The following is a 14,954-nucleotide window of genomic DNA, read 5'->3' on the forward strand; positions in this document are numbered from 1 at the left end:
TACTTAAGGAGCTGCAACAATGCGTGCTCACATACCGACTGGTTAACAGACCCTTCCCCCGAGGAGCCCCCACGTGACCGTGACGACGCCCGCCTCCCGCGCGGCCCAGCTTCTGTCCCGCCCGATCGCGCTCAACGGTCTCACCGTTCCGAACCGGATCGTGATGGCGCCGATGACCCGCATGTTCTCCCCGGGGGGCGTCCCGGACGAGGCCGTGCGCTCGTACTACGCCCGCCGTGCCGCCGCCGGCGTCGGGCTGATCGTCACCGAGGGCACGTACGTGGGTCACGAGTCGGCAGGCCAGAGCGATCGCGTGCCGCGGTTCCACGGGGAGGAGCAGCTGGCGGGCTGGGCCAAGGTAGCCGAGGACGTGCACGCGGCGGGTGGCACCATCGTCCCGCAGCTCTGGCACATCGGCATGGTCCGCAAGGACGGCGACGCCCCGTACCCGGAGGCCCCCGCGATGGGCCCGTCCGGCCTGGTCACGGCGGACGCCGAGCCCACCGGCAAGGCGATGACGCAGGCGGACCTGGACGCCGTCATCGGCGCGTTCGCCGAGGCCGCGGCGGCCGCCGAGCGCATCGGCTTCGACGGCGTGGAGCTTCACGGCGCCCACGGCTACCTCGTCGACCAGTTCCTGTGGGAGGGCACCAACCGCCGCACGGACGCCTACGGCGGCGACCCGGTGGCCCGCACCAAGTTCGCCGCGGAGATCGTCGCCGCGGTCCGCGAGGCGGTCTCCGCCGACTTCCCCGTCATCTTCCGCTACTCGCAGTGGAAGCAGCAGGACTACACCGCCCGGCTCGCCGAGACCCCCGAGGAGCTGGAGGCCATCCTGACCCCGCTCGCCGCGGCCGGCGTCGACGTCTTCCACGCCTCCACCCGCCGCTACTGGGTGCCGGAGTTCGACGGGTCGGACCTGAACCTGGCCGGCTGGACCAAGAAGATCACCGGCAAGCAGGTCATCACCGTCGGCTCGGTGGGCCTGGACGGCGAGTTCCTGGGCGCCTTCCAGGGCCAGGGCTCCGAGGTCAAGGGCATCGACAACCTCCTCGACCGGCTGGAGGCCGAGGAGTTCGACATGGTCGCCGTCGGCCGCGCGCTGCTCCAGGACCCGGAGTGGGCGGCCAAGGTGCTCGCCGACCGCCTCGACGAGCTGAAGCCGTACGACGCGGCCGCGGTGAAGACCCTCAGCTGACCCCCCCGCCGGGCACTTGTGATCGTCGTCGTCCGTTCCCCTGACGACCAGTGAGGAGCGAACATGACGACGAGCGAGGCACAGGCCCGGCCGGCGGAGACCGCCGGACCCGTGGTGCGCACCGTCTCCGGGGCGGTGCGCGGCCGCCACGAGGACGGTCTGGCGGTCTTCCGGGGCATCCCCTTCGCCGCGCCCCCGGTCGGTGAGGCCCGGTTCCAGGCCCCCCGGCCGCCCCGCCCCTGGGACGGCACCCGGGAGGCGTACGCGTTCGGGCCGCCCCCTCCGCAGGACCTCGGCGTCCAGGGCCGTCCGGGCGCGGCGGCCGGCCCCACGGGCGACGACTGGCTCACCGTCAACGTGTGGACGCCCGAGGCGGACCCGTCCGCCCGCCGTCCGGTCATGGTGTGGATCTACGGCGGCTCGTACAAGATGGGCCACGCCGGCCAGCCGGCCTACGACGCGCAGCGCATCGCCCGGGACCGTCACGTGGTCATGGTCAGCTTCAACTACCGGGTGGGCGTCGAGGGCTTCACCCGTCTGGACGGCGCACCGGCGAACCGCGGCCTGCTGGACCAGGTGGCCGCCCTGGAGTGGGTGCGGGCGAACATCGAGGGGTTCGGCGGCGACCCCGACCTGGTCACCGTCTTCGGCGAGTCGGCCGGGGCGGGTTCGATCGCCTCGCTGCTGGCGATGCCGGGGGCCCGCGGTCTGTTCCGGCGGGCGGTGGCCCAGAGCGTGCCCGGCACGTTCTTCTCCGACGAGCTGGCGCGGGACCTGGCGCGGGCGCTCGCGGCCGAGGCGGGGGGCAAGCCCACGGCGGCGGACCTGGCCACCGTCGACCCACGCCGACTCACCGCCGCCGGGCAGGCGTTGAGCGCAAAGATGGCCCCGCGTACGGACCGCTGGGGCCAGGCGGCACCGACGGTCACGCCCTTCTCACCGGTCGTCGACGGCGACGTCCTGCCCACCACGCCCTGGCAGGCGCTGGCGGCGGGGTCGGCCCGGGAGGTGGACCTCCTGGTCGGCCACAACCGCGACGAGACCCGGCTGTTCCTCGCCCTGGCCGACAGGCTGGGCAGGATCACGGACGAGCAGGTGACCGCCGCCCTGCGCCTGCTGGCCCCGGGCGGCGAGGCGGGCGAGCGGGCCTACCGCTCCGCCTTCCCGGACGCCTCCCCGTCCGCGCTGTACGAACGGGTCCAGACGGACTGGCTGTTCGCGATGCCGACCCTGCGGCTGGCCGAGGCCCAGATCGCGGGTGGCGGCAGCGCCCACGTCTACGAATTGACCTGGCCGGCCCCCGGCGGCGGCGGCGCACTGGGCGCCTGCCACACCCTGGACGTCACCCTGCTCTTCGGCGGCTACCGCGCCGACCTGGGGAGGCTGCTCTTCGCCGGGGTGGACATACCGGCCGAGGCGAAGCAGCTGTCGTCCCGCTTCCGCCGCGCGTGGACGTCCTTCGCCCGGACCGGCGACCCGGGCTGGCCGGCGTACGACACCGAGGCCCGCCTGGTGCAGATACTGGACGCGGAGCCGACGGTCACGGCCTATCCGGAGGAGCGCAGCCGACGCCTGTGGGAGGGGTACGACTTCCGCCCTCTGCCCCTGCTCGGCTAGGCCTTGTCGTCCGAACTCCCGCCTGCCCGGCACGCCGAGAGCACGCACTGACGCCACGAGGCCCGCCCTCCGGGCGGACGACGGGAGTTCGACGACAGGCCCTAGAGGCCCAGGCCTCCCATCGGCTCGATGTCGACGTGCACGGGCGTGCCCCACACCCGCAGCACCTCGTAGTCGGTGAACTCGTGCACGAGGCGGTAGGCCATCGCGGGCCGTGATCCGCGCCGCTGGGCGGCGAGATACGCCTCGGCCTCGCGCCGGTCCCTGCGCGGTGTCCCGCACAGCTGCCACTCCTGTCCGTTCCACGCCTCCGGCAGCCAGCGCTGCTGCGGCTGGGGACGGTCGGCGCGGACGCCGTAGCGGGAGGGCGCGCCGGCCGCCGGCCCGGTGGGACTCGGCCTGCCGCCGAACTCCGACCGCCGGGCGGCCCGGCGCCGGGTCTCGCAGAGCAGGCACAGATCGGGCGCGCTCTCGTCGACGGGCCCCTGCGGGTGCTCGGCACACCGAGTGCTGGGCGCGCCGCTCCCTACGCTCTCCTCCACCAGGTCCAGCGCCCGGCGCAGATCGGCCTTGATCTCGTGCAGCCGGGCGTCCGGGGTGTCTGCGCTCAGCGCCTCCCCGTGTTCCCCGAGGAGCCGGAGCGCCCGTCCGAGGGCGGCGAGCTGGGTGTGGTTCATGGTGTTCGACGGTAGCGCGTTCGTGTAGAACGGGGGCGTGATCATGCTGCCGCGCCTCCTGACAGCCGCACTGCATCGCTTCAACGCCACATACCCCTGGGACCACAACGCGCACTACCACCGCTGGCTGCTACGGCAGCTGCCCCGCCGCTTCCGCTCCGCCCTGGACGTCGGGTGCGGCAGCGGTGACCTGGCCCGGACGCTGGCCCCACGCGCGGAGTCGGTCGTCGGGGTGGACGCCGACCCCGAAATCCTCGCCTCGGCCCGGGAGCTGACGGGACAGGCCGCCTGTGTCACCTACACCCTCTGCTCCGCCCCGGACGGTCTGCCGCCCGGCCCGTACGACGTCATCACCTGTGTCGCCGTGCTGCATCACCTGCCCTTCGCCGAGACCCTCGCCCGGCTCCGGCGGGAGCTGGCGCCGGGCGGCACGCTGGTGGTCGTCGGGTGTGCGCGGGCCGCGAGCCGGCTCGACCACGCGATCGGGCTCGCCGCCATCCCGCTCAACGCGCTGACCGGGTGGCTGAAGAACCACGGGCGGCCGGCCCCGCACCGGCCGGTCCATGACCGCACTCACCCGGGAGCCCGGGACGAGCTACGACGAGGTCCAGCGGGAGGCCGCCCGGCGCTTCCCGGGGCCCGGTTCCGGCGGCGGCTGTTCTGGCGCTACACGCTGGTCTGGCGGGCTCCCTGAGCGCCCGGATGGATCAGGCTGCCCTCACCGCAGGCCGGAGCGGGGTCGCGCAGCGGCAGGGGGGACACGGCATTGACCAGGGGGATGACGACGAGGTCGGTGGCGCAGGCGGCGGTGTCGGCGGCGGTCCACTCGCCGTCGGGGTGCGCGGGGGCGGCCACGGCGGCGTGCGCGGGGCCGGCCAGGGCGGCGGCGGAGACCGTGAGGGCGGCGGTGGCCAGGAGCTTCTTCATCATGCCCGGGCAAACGACCCGACCCCACGGCGCGTCACGCGGATACGGCCGGCCGGGCCCGCTGCGGCCGGTGGCCCGCAGGTGTCCGGTGCGGGGCATCCGGCGTCAACTCCCGTCGGCCGTCCTGACTTTCCCTGAACCGTGCACGACGTCCGTCAGCCCGAAGAAGTACGTCGCCGCGAAACCGACCGCGTACCCCGTGAGCAGGCCGCCCGCGTAGATCGCCGCCGCCGGCCCCGCGCCCCGGTTTCCCGTCAGCAGCGGGAACAGGGCCCAGCCCGAGGGACCGATCGCGGTCGCGCCCACCCGGGTGCCGAGTGTCGCGAAGAAGCCGACGAACGCGCCGCCCGCCGCGCCGCCCGCGCAGGCGGTCAGGAACGGCCGGCCGAGGGGGAGCGAGACGCCGTAGATCAGTGGTTCGCCGACGCCCAGCAGGCCGGCCGGGAGCGCCGAGCGGATCGTCGTCCGCAGGGAGACGTCGTGGCGCAGCCGGACGTACACCGCGAGCGCCGCGCCGACCTGGCCCGCGCCCGCCATGGCCAGCAGGGGCAGCAGGACGGTGTAGCCCTGCTGTTCGATGAGGGTGGTGTGGACGGGGATGAGGGCCTGGTGCAGGCCCAGCATGACCAGCGGCAGGAAGAGGCCGCCGAGGACGAGTCCGGCCACGGCTCCGGCGGTCGCGAGCAGCCAGTTCGTCGCCGTGCCGATCGCGGAGGCCACCGCGCCGGCCGCGTACATCAGGCCGTACAGCGTCACCAGGCCGGACACCAGCACGGTGACCGCGGGGGTGAGCAGGACGTCCAGCGCGCCCGGCACCCGGCCCCGTACCCACCTCTCCACCCGGGTCGCGAGCAGCGCCGCCGCGAGCGCGCCGAGCACGCCGCCCTGGCCGGGAGCGAGGTGCGTGCCGAACACCGTCACCTTCGTCACGCCCGGGTGGACGACCACGGCCGCGACCGCGCCGCCCAGGACGGGCGTCCCGCCGAACTCCTTGGCCGTGTTGTGGCCGACGAACACCGCGATCAGCGCCAGGAACCCGGAGGCGATCGAGGAGAGGGCCGGTGTCAGGGCGGCCAGCCAACCGGCGTTCAGCAGCAGGCCGTTGAGACCGGAGAGGACGCCGCAGCCGATCAGTGCGGGGATCAGCGGGACGAAGACGTTCGCGACCCGGCGCAGGGCGGCCTTGACCGGGGTGGCGTTGCGCCGCCGGAGCTCCTCCTTCAGCCGGGCCCCGCGGTCCTCCCGTGGCCCGGCGGCGACCAGCGTCTCCACCTCCGCCGTGACCGCCTCCACCACCCCCGGGCCCAGCACGACCTGCCGGCCCGGGCCGTCGGACACCACCCCGAGGACGCCGGGAAGGGCCCGCAGCCCCTCGTCGTCGGCCACCGCCGGGTCGGCGAGGGTCAGCCGGAGGCGGGTCACGCAGTGGGCCACGGAGGTGACGTTGGCCGGGCCGCCGACCAGGGCGAGGACGGCGGCCGCGGTGGCGGCGGGGTCGTTGCGCACGCCCCGAGCGTGCGGGTCAGCGGGGCGCGTGCGCCAGCGCGGCGCGCAGATGGCCGCCGGACTCCTCCAGAAGGCGGGCGGCCGTCGGGCCGTCGACACCGGCGAGGAGCGCCAGGATCGCGTTCTTCACCTCGCCGCCGGACTCGGTCAGGGCCCGCTCGATCTCGTCGTCGCCCACTCCGGTGGCCAGCGCGACGATCCGGCGGGAGCGGGCCCGGAGCTTGTCGTTGGACGCCCGGACGTCGACCATCAGGTTCCCGTAGGTCTTGCCGAGCCGGATCATCGTGATGGTCGAGAGCATGTTCAGGACCAGCTTCTGGGCAGTACCGGCCTTCAGCCGGGTGGAGCCGGCGATCAGCTCGGGGCCGACGACCACCTCGATGCCGTGCTCGGCGGCGGCCGCGAGCGCGCTGTGCTCGTTGCAGGCCAGGCCGATGGTCAGCGCGCCCAGGGCGCGGGCGTGTTCGACGGCGCCGATCGCGTAGGGGGTGCGGCCGGAGGCGGAGACGCCGACCACCGTGTCCTCAGCGGTCAGCTTCAGCGCGTCCAGGTCCCGGCGGGCCAGCTCCGGGGAGTCCTCCGCGCCCTCGACGGAGGTCACCATCGCCTCCGGGCCGCCCGCGATCAGCCCGACGACCTGCGCGGGATCGGTGTTGAAGGTGGGCGGGCACTCGGAGGCGTCCAGCACCCCGAGCCGGCCGGCCGTGCCCGCGCCGGCGTAGATCAGCCGGCCGCCACGGGCCATGCGTGCGGCGACGGCGTCGATGGCCGCGGCGATACGGGGAAGCTGGGCGCCCACGGCGGCGGGCACACCGGCGTCCTCGGTGTTCATCAGGCGGGCGATCTCGAGGGTGGGCAGACGGTCGACATCGGCGAGCTCGGGCCGGAAGGCTTCGGTGGTCAGGGAAGCCAGCTGACTGCGCAGATCATGGGAGGTCATGGGGGGCGGCTCTCTCAGGTTTGGGTGCCGTTGTGCGCGCTGTTACTCACCTGTGGCTGGTGCGATGCCGGTGAGCCAGCGCCTCGTACGACGCGGCCAGCGCGGGCGCCGCGGTCTCGTACGTGCGCTGGGCCACTCCCACGAACAGGCAGTCCACCACGAGCAGTTGGCTCGTCCGCGAGGACATCGCGGCCGGTCGCAGCTCGCTCTCCCGTGAGGTGGACGTGGTCAGTACGTGGTCGGCGTACTGGGTGACGGGCGAGTCCGGCCGGCCGGTGATGGCCACGGTCGTGGCCCCGTGCTCGAACGCGACCCGCAGTGGCTCGATGACGTCCCCCGTCGAGCCGGAGTGGGTGATCGCGATCGCCACGTCACCCGAGCGGAGCTGTACCGCGTTGGTCACCGCGAGGTGCGGATCGCTGTGGGCATGGGCTATCAGCCCTATGCGCAGCAGCTTCTGCGTGAGGTCCTGGGCGACGAGCCCCGAGGCCCCCACGCCGTACACGTCGGCGCGCCGGGCGCCGGCCAGGGCGTTCACGGCGGCGCCGAGCTGCGCGGTGTCGAGTCCGGCGGCCGTGTCGGCGAGGGTCTGCTGCTCCTCGTAGGCGAGCTTGGTGACGACGTCGGCGATGGGGTCGTCCACCGCGATGTCGGTCGTGATCGCGGGCGCGCGTCCCGACTGCTGCTGCGCGGCGAGTCCGGCGAGGGCGAGCCGCAGGTCCCGGTAACCGGGATAGCCGAGGAGCCGGGCGGTGCGGACGACCGTGGCCTCGCTGGTGCCGGTCAGTTCGGCGAGGCCGGTGACCGTCAGGGCGGCGCAGCCGGCCGGGTCGCTCGCGACGGCCTCCGCGACCCGCTGCATGGACCGGGTCATGGACGGTGCGAGGGTGCGCACCTTGGCGGCGAGGGAACCGCCCGGACTGCCGAAACTTTCCTTCACGTCCTGGGTCACAGGTGAAAGATATTTTCGGTTCGGTGTCGTGGTCAAGAGTGCGCACAATGGGTCGTATGGAACCCATCAGTCCTCTTGAGCAGGCCCTGCATGCCGCCCGCGCCCTGGTGCTCGCCGATCTGGTCGCGGGCGAGGTCGCGGAGGCGGACGTGGTCTCGCTGGTGGAGGACTCCGTCGCCGAGCGGCGCTGGTGGGTCGAGCAGTGGCCGGAAGGCGCGTCCTTCGTCGCCGGGCTGATCGCCCAGGACGTACAGGACGCCCTGCTGGAACGGTACGGCCGCTGGCCGCTGTGCCCGGTGTGCGGCTCCGGCGATCCGCACGCACTGGACGTGGAGCCCGAACTCGGCCCCGACCCGCACTGGGTGTGCCACAAGGCGGGCGTGAAGGTCGCGGCGGTGGGTTCGCTGGGCCCGGCCACGGGCGGGATGACGTCCTCGTGACCCTGTACATCGACCCGCCCGCCTGGCCGGGGCACGGCCGCATGTGGTCGCACCTGGTCAGTGATGTGTCCTACGACGAACTCCACGCGTTCGCCGAGCGGCTGGGCGTGCCGAGGCGCGCCTTCGAGCGCGACCACTACGACCTTCCCTCGCACCGGTACGCCGACGCGGTGGCGGCAGGGGCGGTCGAGGTAGGCAGCCGCGAGGTGGTGCGGCTGCTGCTCGCCTCGGGCCTGCGCCGGCGCAAGCGCAACGGGGCTCAGGCGCGGCGGACGTAGAGCTGCAGCCCGTCGTCCAGGCCGTGCTCGTCGTGGGCGAGGCGCTCCTCCTCCACGGTCGCCCGGGTGAATCCGGCCCGGGACGCGACGCGCTGGGAGGGCACGTTGGCGTGCTCGATGGTCGCGAACACCATCTCGACGTCGTCGCGGGCCAGCGCCCAGTCCGTCAGCGTGCGCAGCGCCTCGGTGGCGTACCCCTGGCCCCGGGCGCCTTCGACGACGTCGTAGCCGACCTCCACCCAGCCCTGCTCGTTCGGGGCGCCGTGGAAGCCGATGCCGCCGACCGCGCGGCCGTCCTCGTGCCGGACGAGCGCGAAGACCCCGAACTCCGGCCGGTGCACGCCCGCTTCGTACGCCTTCAGCAGGAAGGACGCGGCCTCCCGGGTGCCCTCGTACGGGCCGCCGTCGAGCCAGGTGAAGCCGCCGTCGCCGCCCAGGCGCAGATCGTGGGCGGCGGCCGGGCGCAGGCCAGTGAGGGTGATGCGCTCGGCCGGGATGACGAGGTTGTTGCGCCAGCGCCACTCGGTGACCGGGGTGCGGCCGGACAGCTCGCCGCGGCCGGTGGCCCACAGCAGGGTCGGCCAGGGGGCGGCGCCGGGCTGGACGTGCGGGAAGAGGCAGGCCAGGAGGGAGGCGACGAGCTCGGCCGGCGGCTCGTAGGGGATGCCAAGGCCCTTGGCCATGTCATGCGTGTGCAGCAGCACTTCGGCGATGCCCATCGCGGCGAAGCCCTCGGCGTCCGCGCTGCGGAAGGGGTAGGGGTGGAAGGCGCGGACGCCGGGCGGGGCGGTGCGGACGGCGGCGGCGAGCAGGGCGCCGGTCGTCTCGATGACGTGCAGCAGGCCCGCGTTGCCGGTGCCCTCGTCGAGGGTGAGCTCGAAGGGGAGGTAGCCGTCCTGCGCGCGTCCGGCCAGGTTGGCGGCATAGGCGATCAGGTCGTCGGCGACATGGACAGCGGTGGCGTGGCAGTCCCACTCCAGCCGCCCGGCCCGTACGGCCCTCCAGTCCCGGTCCACCGCCACGCGCAGGGCCGCCGTGCAGCCGGCCACCGCCTCGGTCACATCGTCCCCGTTTATCGGTCGCATGGGGCGAACCCTAGGGCGCCGGTCCCCTCAGGTCGACAGCATTTCCAGCTCCGCGGAGAGGTTGTAGCGGGCGGTGGCCTCCCAGTGCTCCTGCCCGTAGGGGGTGCGGAACAGCCGTGGCAGACCGAGGAGTTGGCGCAGAATCGCCGAACGCCCCTCGCGGAAGGCGTCGTTCGGCACGAAGTGGTACTCCTCGCGCACCTCGGCGGTGTACGCCGCGTACGCCGACGGGGGCGCGGCCAGGATCGCGAGGTCGGCGTCGCACAGCACCTGGCCGTCGCGGTCGTCGTCGGCCGGGTCGTGCGTGATGGTGAGCCGGACCAGGCGGGCCACCTCGGCGGTCTTGTCCTGCCCGACGCCGGCCTCGGGCAGGGCGCGTTCGGCGAGGCGGGCGGAGCGCTCCTCGTTCGACGACCGGTCGGGCAGATAGACGGCGTCGTGGAACCAGGCGGCCAGGCGTACGGCATCCGGGTCGTCCGCGTACCTCTCGAGCACGTCGACGCGGTCGAGGACCGCCGCCAGATGCTCGACGGTGTGGTACCGGCGCTGCGGCTCCTGCCAGCGGCGCAGCAGGGCATCGGCGTACCGGTACGGATCCGGGTGGCAGGGGTCGTCCCGTGTCGCGAGCAGGGCACGCACCCAGCGGGAACGCAGGTCGTCGAGATCGGCCATGGCGTCATTCTCCCGCCCGCCGACCCGATGCACCTAGCGTGGCCCCCATGACTGACGTACAGGAAGTGCGGGACCCCGAACTGCCCGGCCGGCTGCTCGCTGTCGAGCGGGACGCCCTGATACCGCTGCTGCGGGCGCGGCCGGACGCGGACTTCGCGCTGGCGGCCACCGCGTGTCCGGGGTGGTCGGTGCGGGATGTGCTGGCGCACTGTTCGGCCGCGTTGACGCGGGTGGTGGAGAGCCGGTTCGAGAAGGGCGTGTTCTCGCCCGAGTCCAACGACCGGGACATCGCCGAGCGGGCAGAGTGGTCGAACGCCCGGGTCGTGGACGAGCTGGAGCGCGGCATGACCGAGGCCGGCCCGGTGATCGCCAGGGCCGGCGGGGTGCTCGACATGATCGCGCTCGGGGAGTGGGTGCACGCCGGTGACGTGCGCGACGCCGTCGGCGCGCCGGGGGCGTACGCGGGGCCCGGCCTGCCGGACGCCCTGACGCTGCTCGTCCGGATCACCCGGGAGAAGGAGCACCTGCCCCTGCACGCCGACCTCGACGACGTGGACGAGCCGCTGCGGCTCGGCGCGGCGGTCGCGGCGGCCCCGCCCGCGCGCTACATCGGCGGCGCGGCCACGCTCGTACGGCTGTACTCGGGGCGGCCGGTGAACGGCGACGGATTCGAGCTGGCCGGCGCGCGAGAGGCGGAACTCAACATCTTCGGGTGAAGGGCGCTCCGGCACAGGCGTAGTCTTGGAATTGGACTAGACCTGTAGTCGTCGGCCGTACCCCGCGTACGCGCCGAGGATGCCGATGAAATGGGGTGCCATGAGCAAGCGTGCAGTCCTGGAGGTGATCGCGCTCGACGTCGAGGACGCGGTCGCCGCCCAGGCCGGAGGCGCGGACCGGCTGGAACTGGTCACCGACATGGCGGCCGACGGGCTCAGCCCGGTTCCCGCCACCGTCGCCGGGATCCGGGCGGCCGTCGACATCGACCTGCGCGTGATGCTCCGCCTCGCGGACGGGTTCGCGGCCGGAGACGTGTCGCGGCTCGTGGGGACGGCCGGGGAGCTGCGCGAGGCCGGCGCCGACCAGTTCGTCCTCGGCTTCCTCGGCCCGGACGGCGGGGCCGACCTGGCCGCCGTCGAGCGGGTGGTCGGCGCGCTGGACGGCTGCGCGTGGACCTTCCACCGGGCGATCGACCGCGCCGAGGACCGCGACGCCCTGCGCAAGCAGCTCGCCGACCTGCCCGGCCTGGACACCTACCTCACCGCGGGCGCCCCCGGCGGGGTCGACGCGGGGCTGGCGACGCTGGTCGCGGAGGCGGGCCGGCGAGGAGAGCCGGGGTACGACCAGACCCTCCTGGTCGGCGGCGGCCTGCGCCTGGACCACGTCCCGCGGCTGCGGGCCGCCGGCCTCGACGCCTTCCACATCGGTGGCGCGGCGCGGCCCTCCGGGTGGGACGGGCCGGTCTCCGCGGCGGCCGTGGCCGAGTGGCGGGAGGCGCTGGACGAGCGGGCCGCCGCCTGAGGCCTCTCCCCGGATCGGGCCGGTCCCGGCGCGATCCGGAAGAAGACCGTGGCCGCTCCCGGGGTCAGCCGGCGGCCAACCCGATGAGCACGAGGAGCACCACCAGGGCGAAGACGGTGAGCGGGACGAGCCCCACCATTCCGCTCGGGCGCAGGAACACCGGGCGGCCCGGGTCCAGCCCGGGGCCCTGGGCGGCGGCCGGCGCCGGGAGCCTGCGGATCCTGGCCAGGGCGAAGAGGTTGATCAGCAGCGTGACCGGCGTGATGAGCATCGACATCGGACCCCACCAGCCCTGCACGAGGGTGTCCGCCTGCATCTTCCGGAAGACGGCGAGCCCGCAGGTGCGGCAGAAGGTGCCCTCCCGCCGCAGGAACCGCATCATCACCACCATGCCCTGATGCCCCCGGACCTTCACCGGCGCGGCGGGCGACGCCCCGCACACCCGGCACCCGGTACCGGGAGCCGCCGCGTACGCCCCGGGGGCCTGCGGGTACGGAGCCTGCCCGTGGTGACCGGGCGCCTGCTGGTGCGGCCCGGCAGGCTGCTGGTGCCCCGCCGGCGCCTGCGGGTGCCCCGTCGGGGCCTGTGGGTGTCCCGCCGGGGCCTGCGCGTACGGCGCGGGTCCCGGCTGGTACGGGCCGGGGGCCTGCTGGTACGGCCCCGGCGCCTGCGCGTACGGGCCGGGTGCCTGCGCGTACGGGCCGGGTGCCTGCGCGTACGGGCCGGGAGCCTGCTGGTACGGCCCCGGTGCCTGCTCGTACGGGCCGGAGGCCTGCTGGTAGGGGCCGGGAGCCTGCTGGTACGGACCGGGGACGGGCGGGTAGGGCCCGGGGTTCTGCTGGTACGCCGGATGGGGCGGCTGCGAGGTGCTCAACGAAGGCCCTTCCATGGGGACATGCCGGAACGGCACGACACCCTAGCCGTGGGCCCTCAGGCCAACTGAGCGGGTACCGGCGCCGCGTGGGTCACGATCAGGCCCGACACCGCACGGGTGAGCGCCACGTACAGCCGGCGCAGACCCGTGCGCTCGTCCGGCTCGCCGTCCACGACCGCCTGGGGCTCGTCCAGGACCACGTAGTCGTACTCCAGACCCTTGGCGAGGGACGCCGGGACCAGGGTGAGGCGGGTCTCCCGGGTGGTCTCCTCGCCGGGGGCGAGGTAGGCGATCCCCGCCGCCGTCAGGGCCTCGGCCAGCGCCGGGATCCGGGCGTCGGCGGCGATCAGGCCCGTCGAGCCCTCGTTGCGCAGCAACTCCTCGCACGCGGCGACCACGTCGGACGTCTGCGTGCTCGCGCGGATCTCGAAGAAGCCGGGGTTCTCACGGACCGAGGCGACCGGGGTGAGGCCGGGCGCGATGTGCGGCAGGAGGCGGGAGGCATAGGTGATGACGTCCGTGGGCACGCGGAAACCGGCCGTCAGCTCCTCGATGACGCCGTCGCGCTTGCCGAGATGGGCCAGCGCCTCGTCCCAGCCGCGGGTCGCCCAGGGGGTGGTGCCCTGCGCCAGGTCGCCGAGGACGGTCGCGCTGCCGGTGGTGCAGCGGCGGCCGACGGCCCGGTACTGCATGGGGGAGAGGTCCTGCGCCTCGTCCAGGACGACATGGCCGAGGGAGTGCGTGCGCTGGATCAGGTCGGCCGCCTCGTCGATCAACACCGCGTCCGCCGCCGCCCACTTGGCCGACTTCACACTGCGCACGGGCCTGGCCCACAGGATCGTCTTCTGCTCGTCCTCGTCCAGGATCCCGGCGGCGTGCTCGGCGAGGAAGTCCGCGTCCGTCAGCAGGCGCAGGACCAGCTTCGCCGGGTCCACCACGGGCCAGAGGGCCTTCACCGCCGCCTTCACCGCGCTGTTGCGGGCCACGGCGTCCTGCACCCGGTCGTCCGGTGCCTCCCCGGACCGCTCCATCTGCACCAGCACCGCGTGCGCGATCCGCTGCGGCAGCGCCTCGCGGGCGGCGCCGTACCGGATGTCCCGCTGCAGCAACTCCCGGACGATGTCCTCCAGTTCGTACGACGGCACCCGCCAGCGCCGGGAGCCTCGCACCACCACCACGGCTTCGGTCGGCATGGTCACGTGCGAGTACAGGGCCCGGCGCAGCACCTCGGCCATCCGGGCGTCGCCCTTGACCACGGCGGCGGCCGCGTCGTCCGTGCCGCGCACCTCGACGTGGGCGACCAGGTCGTCGACGGTGGCCTGCTGCACGGTCAACTCGCCCAGCGCGGGCAGGACCTGCTCGATGTAGTGCAGGAAGGACCGGTTGGGCCCGATCACCAGGGTGCCGGTGCGGGCCAGCCGTTCCCGGTGCGCGTAGAGGAGGTACGCGACCCGGTGCAGGCCGACGGCGGTCTTTCCGGTGCCGGGACCTCCCTGCACGCAGACGGTCCCGCCGAGTCCGCTGCGGACGATCTCGTCCTGCTCCGGCTGGATGGTGGCGACGATGTCCCGCATGGGGCCGACGCGCGGCCGCTCGATCTCCTGCTGGAGCAGCTTGCTGGTGGTCGCTCCCCCGGCGGAGCCGGAGAAGGTCGCCGCGGCCGGGTCGGAGAGGTGCTCGTCCTCGTACGCGGTCAGGTCGCCGCCGGTGTAGCCGAAGCGGCGGCGCAGCCCGATGTCCATCGGGTCCTTCCTGGACGCCCGGTAGAACGGCTGTGAGACCGGCGCACGCCAGTCGATGACCATGGGGTCGCCGTCGGCGTCGTGGACATGCCGCCGCCCGATGTAGAACTGCTCGCCCTCGGCGCCCTCGGCCTGATCCGCGCCCGGTGCGTGCAGATAGTTCAGCCGGCCGAAGAACAGCGGGGTGTCGCTGAGGTCGGCCAGCGCCTTGATCCGCTCGTCGATCTGGTGGGCCAGTGCTTCCGCGTTGACCCAGTTCGCGGTGACGTCCCGGATGTCCAGCGACTCCACGTCCTCGCGCATGGCGCGCAGCGCGGCACGGGAGTGGGCGAGGTGGGAGCGCTCTCGGGCGAGGGCGTCGTCGAGGTCGCCGGGGGAGCCGTCGAGTGGTTCGTGGGCGGGCGCGGACAAGGGGGTGCCTCCGGATCTGCTCTCGCGTAACTGACGCATGGCTGACGCATGGCTGGGGACCGTCCGGTTGCCGACCGGGCGGCGGCGCTCCGTGAGGGGAGGCGGGCAAGAGCGGAG

The 14,954-nt window shown here is 74.0% G+C and carries 16 protein-coding genes; 7 read left to right on the plus strand and 9 right to left on the minus strand.

Annotated features, from left to right (window positions below; translation table 11 throughout):
- Window positions 1–73 precede the first annotated feature (73 nt).
- Window positions 74–1,198 carry an NADH:flavin oxidoreductase gene (locus tag AB0L59_RS21315; RefSeq protein ID WP_365585859.1) on the plus strand — a complete coding sequence of 375 codons (1,125 nt, stop codon included), beginning with the start codon at window positions 74–76 and terminating at the stop codon, window positions 1,196–1,198.
- 63 nt (window positions 1,199–1,261) lie between these two features.
- Window positions 1,262–2,815, plus strand: a complete 1,554-nt coding sequence (locus tag AB0L59_RS21320) for a carboxylesterase family protein (protein ID WP_365585862.1) — start codon at window positions 1,262–1,264, stop codon at window positions 2,813–2,815.
- A gap of 101 nt (window positions 2,816–2,916) precedes the next feature.
- Here AB0L59_RS21320 and AB0L59_RS21325 read toward each other — a convergent pair whose 3' ends face one another.
- Window positions 2,917–3,492, minus strand: a complete 576-nt coding sequence (locus AB0L59_RS21325) for a hypothetical protein (RefSeq protein ID WP_365586290.1) — start codon at window positions 3,490–3,492, stop codon at window positions 2,917–2,919.
- A gap of 43 nt (window positions 3,493–3,535) precedes the next feature.
- Between AB0L59_RS21325 and AB0L59_RS21330 the strand changes: the two genes are divergently transcribed.
- Complete coding sequence (locus tag AB0L59_RS21330) at window positions 3,536–4,186, plus strand: methyltransferase domain-containing protein (protein WP_365586293.1); 651 nt, start codon at window positions 3,536–3,538, stop codon at window positions 4,184–4,186.
- Here AB0L59_RS21330 and AB0L59_RS21335 read toward each other — a convergent pair.
- The 4 genes from AB0L59_RS21335 to AB0L59_RS21350 all read right to left on the minus strand — a co-directional run bounded on the left by AB0L59_RS21335 (window position 4,159) and on the right by AB0L59_RS21350 (window position 7,817).
- On the minus strand, window positions 4,159–4,422 hold the full coding sequence (locus tag AB0L59_RS21335) for a hypothetical protein (RefSeq protein ID WP_365585865.1): 264 nt from the start codon (window positions 4,420–4,422) through the stop codon (window positions 4,159–4,161). The two genes, AB0L59_RS21330 and AB0L59_RS21335, sit on opposite strands and share 28 nt — an antisense overlap.
- A gap of 102 nt (window positions 4,423–4,524) precedes the next feature.
- Window positions 4,525–5,925: a PTS transporter subunit EIIC gene (locus AB0L59_RS21340; RefSeq protein ID WP_365585868.1), complete on the minus strand. Its 1,401-nt coding sequence runs from the start codon at window positions 5,923–5,925 to the stop codon at window positions 4,525–4,527.
- A gap of 16 nt (window positions 5,926–5,941) precedes the next feature.
- Window positions 5,942–6,865 (minus strand): N-acetylmuramic acid 6-phosphate etherase, encoded by a 924-nt coding sequence (gene murQ, locus AB0L59_RS21345; RefSeq protein WP_365585870.1) that lies wholly within the window; start codon window positions 6,863–6,865, stop codon window positions 5,942–5,944.
- Window positions 6,866–6,911: 46 nt separating this feature from the next.
- A complete protein-coding gene (locus tag AB0L59_RS21350; RefSeq protein ID WP_365585873.1) occupies window positions 6,912–7,817 on the minus strand; it encodes a MurR/RpiR family transcriptional regulator in 906 nt (301 codons plus the stop codon).
- Window positions 7,818–7,873: 56 nt separating this feature from the next.
- On the opposite strand from AB0L59_RS21350, the gene AB0L59_RS21355 reads away from it, so the two are divergent.
- On the plus strand, window positions 7,874–8,257 hold the full coding sequence (locus AB0L59_RS21355) for a hypothetical protein (protein ID WP_365585876.1): 384 nt from the start codon (window positions 7,874–7,876) through the stop codon (window positions 8,255–8,257).
- A complete protein-coding gene (locus AB0L59_RS21360; protein ID WP_365585878.1) occupies window positions 8,254–8,535 on the plus strand; it encodes a DUF4031 domain-containing protein in 282 nt (93 codons plus the stop codon). The genes AB0L59_RS21355 and AB0L59_RS21360 overlap by 4 nt, the downstream gene beginning before the upstream one ends.
- Here the strand turns inward: AB0L59_RS21360 and AB0L59_RS21365 are convergent.
- Both AB0L59_RS21365 and AB0L59_RS21370 read right to left on the minus strand, forming a co-directional pair.
- Window positions 8,517–9,620, minus strand: coding sequence for a GNAT family N-acetyltransferase (locus AB0L59_RS21365; RefSeq protein ID WP_365585881.1), 1,104 nt, complete (start codon window positions 9,618–9,620; stop codon window positions 8,517–8,519). The two genes, AB0L59_RS21360 and AB0L59_RS21365, sit on opposite strands and share 19 nt — an antisense overlap.
- A 27-nt stretch (window positions 9,621–9,647) precedes the next feature.
- Window positions 9,648–10,292 (minus strand): hypothetical protein, encoded by a 645-nt coding sequence (locus AB0L59_RS21370; RefSeq protein WP_365585884.1) that lies wholly within the window; start codon window positions 10,290–10,292, stop codon window positions 9,648–9,650.
- Between the two features lie 47 nt (window positions 10,293–10,339).
- Between AB0L59_RS21370 and AB0L59_RS21375 the strand changes: the two genes are divergently transcribed.
- Both AB0L59_RS21375 and AB0L59_RS21380 read left to right on the plus strand, forming a co-directional pair.
- On the plus strand, window positions 10,340–11,008 hold the full coding sequence (locus AB0L59_RS21375) for a maleylpyruvate isomerase family mycothiol-dependent enzyme (protein ID WP_365585886.1): 669 nt from the start codon (window positions 10,340–10,342) through the stop codon (window positions 11,006–11,008).
- 100 nt (window positions 11,009–11,108) lie between these two features.
- Window positions 11,109–11,810, plus strand: coding sequence for a copper homeostasis protein CutC (locus AB0L59_RS21380; protein WP_365585889.1), 702 nt, complete (start codon window positions 11,109–11,111; stop codon window positions 11,808–11,810).
- A 64-nt stretch (window positions 11,811–11,874) separates the two neighbouring features.
- Here AB0L59_RS21380 and AB0L59_RS21385 read toward each other — a convergent pair whose 3' ends face one another.
- Window positions 11,875–12,684 (minus strand): hypothetical protein, encoded by an 810-nt coding sequence (locus AB0L59_RS21385; protein WP_365585892.1) that lies wholly within the window; start codon window positions 12,682–12,684, stop codon window positions 11,875–11,877.
- 56 nt (window positions 12,685–12,740) lie between these two features.
- The gene (locus AB0L59_RS21390; protein WP_365585894.1) at window positions 12,741–14,837 is read right to left on the minus strand and encodes a UvrD-helicase domain-containing protein; all 2,097 of its coding nucleotides are present in this window, start codon (window positions 14,835–14,837) and stop codon (window positions 12,741–12,743) included.
- Window positions 14,838–14,954 lie beyond the last annotated feature (117 nt).

Origin of the sequence: Streptomyces sp. NPDC052109 (assembly GCF_040680195.1) — a bacterium.
In the GTDB taxonomy this organism is placed as follows: domain Bacteria; phylum Actinomycetota; class Actinomycetes; order Streptomycetales; family Streptomycetaceae; genus Streptomyces.

What these genes read in the sequence shown, in the direction of transcription:
- AB0L59_RS21365 (WP_365585881.1), bottom strand. Translation starts at nt 9,620, where the DNA reads ATGCGACCGATAAACGGGGACGATGTGACCGAGGCGGTGGCCGGCTGC.
- AB0L59_RS21335 (WP_365585865.1), bottom strand. Translation starts at nt 4,422, where the DNA reads ATGATGAAGAAGCTCCTGGCCACCGCCGCCCTCACGGTCTCCGCCGCC.
- AB0L59_RS21330 (WP_365586293.1), top strand. Translation starts at nt 3,536, where the DNA reads ATGCTGCCGCGCCTCCTGACAGCCGCACTGCATCGCTTCAACGCCACA.
- AB0L59_RS21355 (WP_365585876.1), top strand. Translation starts at nt 7,874, where the DNA reads ATGGAACCCATCAGTCCTCTTGAGCAGGCCCTGCATGCCGCCCGCGCC.
- AB0L59_RS21320 (WP_365585862.1), top strand. Translation starts at nt 1,262, where the DNA reads ATGACGACGAGCGAGGCACAGGCCCGGCCGGCGGAGACCGCCGGACCC.
- AB0L59_RS21380 (WP_365585889.1), top strand. Translation starts at nt 11,109, where the DNA reads ATGAGCAAGCGTGCAGTCCTGGAGGTGATCGCGCTCGACGTCGAGGAC.
- AB0L59_RS21370 (WP_365585884.1), bottom strand. Translation starts at nt 10,292, where the DNA reads ATGGCCGATCTCGACGACCTGCGTTCCCGCTGGGTGCGTGCCCTGCTC.
- murQ (WP_365585870.1), bottom strand. Translation starts at nt 6,865, where the DNA reads ATGACCTCCCATGATCTGCGCAGTCAGCTGGCTTCCCTGACCACCGAA.
- AB0L59_RS21375 (WP_365585886.1), top strand. Translation starts at nt 10,340, where the DNA reads ATGACTGACGTACAGGAAGTGCGGGACCCCGAACTGCCCGGCCGGCTG.
- AB0L59_RS21325 (WP_365586290.1), bottom strand. Translation starts at nt 3,492, where the DNA reads ATGAACCACACCCAGCTCGCCGCCCTCGGACGGGCGCTCCGGCTCCTC.